This is a genomic window from Accumulibacter sp. (assembly GCF_036625275.1).
In the GTDB taxonomy this organism is placed as follows: Bacteria; Pseudomonadota; Gammaproteobacteria; order Burkholderiales; family Rhodocyclaceae; genus Accumulibacter.
This window is the reverse complement of sequence record NZ_JAZKUD010000163.1, coordinates 1-4,467: the sequence shown is the minus strand read 5'-3', so window position 1 is coordinate 4,467 and position 4,467 is coordinate 1. Positions and strand designations below refer to the sequence as shown.

Here is a 4,467-nt window from a genome sequence, read left to right as displayed (position 1 = left end):
CGCCGATAGCGGCCAGCATGGAAAATCAGTGGATCGGCGGTTTGGCCACGGGCAAAGCGCTGGACGCGACCCAGGAAAATGAGGTGGTCGCCGCCCGGATAATGCGCCTCGTGACTGCATTCGAACCACGCCGAGCAGCCTTGGATCAGGGGTACTCCGGCCAGCCCTGGCGTGAAGGCGAGCGCGTCGAAACGATCCTCGTCACGGCTGGCGAAACGGTTCGAGATGACCTCCTGATCGGCGGCCAGGACATTGACGGCGTAATGGCCGGCGTGACGAAAGGCTGCGAGTCGAGGGGAGTCGCATGCGAGGCTCCACAGGATCAAGGGAGGGTCGAGGGAAACGGTGTTGAAGGAACTGATGGTGAGGCCGACCGGCTTGCCGTCGGTAGCCAGTGTGGTCAGCACGGTGACGCCGGTGGCAAAGCTGCCGAGTGCGTCGCGAAAGTCGCGGCAGACCAGATCCCTGGTGGCCCGTGCGTGACGGGTATCACTGCCGGGGAGGTCGATCACCGCCGTTTCCAGAGCATCCGGGGAGGAGCCAAGAGGGGGACGTATCGGACGCATCAGGCGATCCGGACGCTTTGTGCAGGCGTGTTAAGATTCGAAGTTGGCAAAAATGATCCCGAGTTCTGCGCGGCTACTGATTCACCGGATACCTGTAAAAAACCATCGCAAGTATTTCTACGCCCCATAAAGCGGGTTGAACGCCACGACCATGGCGTGTCCGGCGCCGATATCCAGACTCACGGTCATGACTTTTCCATGTCCCCGATCATGCAGGTCATGATCGTTTCCTCTCCCCCGGCGCCTTGGCTGCGAGTGAGGAGGGGAGATTCGTGAGTCGCTGACACAGCTTTTACATTAAACGCGCAATTATCACCGGGCAGCTTCCCTATGTCGAGACGATTCTGATGCAGCGCCATTCCCGCCATTCTCACCATTCCCGCTTGCGTACGCGGATATTTACCTGGGGACTTGCAGGGGATTATCTGCGGCGCTTGTCGACCACCGCTGGCATGGCCTTGAGGCTGCCAGCAGGCGCGCCGCCGGTGGCGCTGGCGCGCTCAGTCGATGGCTGACGCCTGGCCGGCAACCGGGCCGGGCTTTTCGATGCGGGTGATTGCCTGGCAGAGAGTGCATGGTCGCCACGACCTGCCTTGGCAACAGACGGGCGACCCGTACCGGATCTGGTTATCTGAAATCATGTTGCAGCAAACCCAGGTCCAGACCGTGATTCCTTATTACACGCGTTTTCTCGAACGTTTTCCCACGCTTGCAGCGCTTGCTGGTGCTTCTCTCGAGAACGTTCTCGAATTGTGGTCCGGGCTTGGCTATTATGCGCGGGCACGCAATCTGCACCGCTGTGCGCAAACCCTCGTGGCCGAGCGTGCCGGTCAGTTCTCCGCCGATCCCGGCGAAACCGCAGCATTGCCGGGAATCGGTCGCTCTACCGCGGCGGCGATCAGTGTCTTCGCCTTTGGTCGTCGAGCCGCGGTTCTCGATGGTAACGTCAAACGCGTGCTGAGGCGTTGCTTCGGGGTTGCCAGTGGCACGGCGCAGAACGAGCGCGCGCTGTGGGCATTGGCCGAAACGCTGCTCCCGGAAAATGACATCGAGGCCTACACGCAAGGCATGATGGATCTCGGGGCGACCGTTTGCCGCCGTTACCAGCCTGCCTGCGACGTTTGTCCGTTACAGGCTGCTTGCGTTGCTTGCCAACAGGGCCGTCAGGCCGAACTGCCGATGCCGGCGACCAGAAAAGCGCTGTCTGAACGGACGAGCAGTGTCCTGCTGCTCAGCGACGGCGACCGCGTGTTCCTCGAACGCCGCCCACCGAGTGGTCTCTGGGGAGGTTTGCTGAGCCTGCCCGAAGCGCCCGGCGAGTCGGCCGCAAGCTTTGCCCGACGCCAGGGCTGCCGGCTGCTGGGCACACAGGTGCTGCCGCCGATGAGGCATGCGTTTACCCATTTTCGGCTGACCCTCCAGATACTGCGCTGCGATGTCGAGGTGACCAGCCTGCAGGCCAGGGAACACGGGTGCGAGTGGCTACCCCTGAACGATGTTGCTGGCGCGGCATTGCCGACGCCGATCAAGAAGCTGCTGCTGTCCCTTGGTCGCTGACCCTGGTCAGTCCGCCGGCCTGCGCGAATGCTTGCCGGTCAGCACTTGCCCTGGTTCAGGAGTTGTTCGAAGGCATCGACGGGCAGGGGGCGGCTGAAGAGAAAACCCTGATAGCCGTGACAGCCATGGTCTTCAAGAAACTGGCGCTGCGCCTCGTTTTCGACCCCCTCGGCGAGCACCTTGAGACCCAGGCTGCTGCCCATGGTGACGATGGTTTGCGCGATCACCGCATCGCTCTGGTTGTCGGGGAGTCTGCTGACGAAGGCCCGGTCGATCTTGAGCTGGTCGAGCGGCAAACGGGTCAGGTAAGACAGCGATGAATAACCGGTGCCGAAGTCGTCCATCGAGAAGCTGACGCCGAACTGCTTGATGACGTCCATTTTGGCGATCGTGTCGGCGACGTTGTCCAGCACCAGGCTCTCGGTCAGTTCGAGTTTCAGGCGCAGCGGGTCCGCGCCGCTGTGTTCGATGAGCTTTCGGAGTTGGTCGACGAAATCGGCCTGGCGGAACTGGCGTGCGCTGACATTGACCGCCAACTGTAGATCGCGTGTCCGTGCCTCGACCGACCAGGCCTGGAGTTGCGCGCAGGCGGTTTTCAGCACCCAGTGTCCGATCGGTATGATCAGTCCGGTATCTTCGGCGAGCGGAATGAACCGGTTGGGTGGGACTAGGCCGTGCTCGGGGTGCTGCCAGCGCAGCAGCGCCTCGGCAGCAACGATACGGCGCAGCTCATCGACCTGTGGCTGGTAATGCAGGACGAACTGGTTTTTCTGTAAAGCCAGGTGCAGATCTTCTTCGAGCTGTCGCCGGTCGCTGGCAGCCTGGTTCATGCTCGCGGTAAAAAACTGCATGTTGTTGCGCCCGGCAGATTTGGCGTGATACATCGCCGCATCGGCATTGCGCATGAGAATATCGACGTTCTCCCCGTCGCCGGGGAAAACGGCAATGCCGATGCTCGAGGTCGTGTGCAGTCTCTGTCCGTCGAGGTGATAGGGTTGTGACAAGGTGGTGAGGATTTTGCTGGCGACTCGTTCGGCGGCGATGGCATCGGCACCGGTCAGGACGACGACGAACTCGTCGCCGCCCAGGCGGGCGACCACATCGCTTTCGCGCACGCTCGCCATCAACCGTTTCGAGACTTCCAGCAGCAGCGAGTCGCCGACATGGTGACCCAGGGTATCGTTGATGTTCTTGAAACGATCGAGATCGAGAAACATCACCGCCAGCGGACGGTGCTGGCTGTCACGTCGCGCCGCGGCCAGGGCCTGCTCAAGCCGGCCCTGCAGGTTGGAGCGGTTGGGCAGATCGGTCAGGGTATCGAAATGCGCGAGGTGGCTGATCTTTTCTTCGGCCGCCTTGCGCTCGGAGATGTCGACGAAGCTGCCGATGTAATGTTCGATGTTGCCGTCGGAGCCGCAGATGGTCGAGATCGACAGCCATTTCGGGTAGACGCTGCCATCCTTGCGACGGTCCCAGATCTCGCCCTGCCAGTGGCCGCTGCTGTGGATCGACTGCCACATGGCGCGGTAGGTCTCCGGAGACGAACGCCCTGACGACAACAGGCGCGGGTTCTTGCCGCGTACCTCGTCGGCGCCATAGCCGGTGAGGCGACAGAAGGCCTGGTTGACCTCCAGGATGCGGTTGTCGCGGTCGTTGACCATGATCGCCTCGGCGCTGTGTTCGAATACTCCGGCCAGCAGACGCAAGCGGATTTCCGTGACGTGGCGGTCGCTGATGTCTTCCTTCACGGCGAGGTAATGCGTAACCTCGCCGTGATCGCCAAAAACCGGCGAAATACTCGTCTGCTCCCAAAACAATTCGCCGTTCTTGCGTCGGTTGTGCAGAATCCCGTTCCATATCTTACCTTCGAGCAGGGTTTGCCACAGTTGCTGATAGGTTTCGGGAGGGGTTTCCCCGGATTTCAGGAAGCGGGTGTTCTGGCCAATGGCTTCGTCCCGGCAAAAACCCGTCATCTGGGTAAAGCTGGGATTGACGTACTCGATCTCGCCATGGCGACTGGTGATGACAATGGCCACCGGACTATACTCGACCGCTTGCAGCAGAAGCCGCGATACCTGTTCGGCCTGCCGGCGTTCGGAGATGTCGGCCAGCACATTGGCGATGATCGGTGCTTCGCCGGCGGCGTTGCGGACAACGAACAGGGTATGGATGGCCGGGATACTGCGCCCGTCCAGCGAAGACAGTTCCAGCTCGCCTGTCCACTGGCCCGTCTGGAGAAGCGTCGGCAGCACTTCCTCCCGTAATCTTCGGCTGTTCTCTCCGGAATAGAAATGATTGAACGAATAATCGTTGTACGCGGCGTTTACCGGCAGGTCGAGCAAGC

3 protein-coding genes are annotated in these 4,467 nt (G+C 61.3%); 1 reads left to right on the top strand and 2 read right to left on the bottom strand.

Annotated elements, in window-relative coordinates; genetic code table 11:
- On the bottom strand, positions 1-566 hold a 566-nt coding region (locus V5B39_RS21930), incomplete at its 3' end, for a flavin reductase family protein (protein WP_332344936.1).
- A gap of 507 nt (positions 567-1,073) precedes the next feature.
- Here V5B39_RS21930 and mutY point away from each other — a divergent pair.
- Positions 1,074-2,123: an A/G-specific adenine glycosylase gene (gene mutY, locus V5B39_RS21925; RefSeq protein WP_332344935.1), complete on the top strand. Its 1,050-nt coding sequence runs from the start codon at positions 1,074-1,076 to the stop codon at positions 2,121-2,123.
- A 38-nt stretch (positions 2,124-2,161) separates the two neighbouring features.
- On the opposite strand, the gene V5B39_RS21920 is transcribed toward mutY, so the two are convergent.
- Positions 2,162-4,467, bottom strand: a 2,306-nt coding sequence (locus V5B39_RS21920) for an EAL domain-containing protein (protein ID WP_332344934.1), incomplete at its 5' end; no start/stop codon positions are given.

Excerpts from the sequence above, each read along its gene's own strand:
- mutY (WP_332344935.1), top strand. The coding sequence starts at position 1,074 with ATGGCTGACGCCTGGCCGGCAACCGGGCCGGGCTTTTCGATGCGGGTG.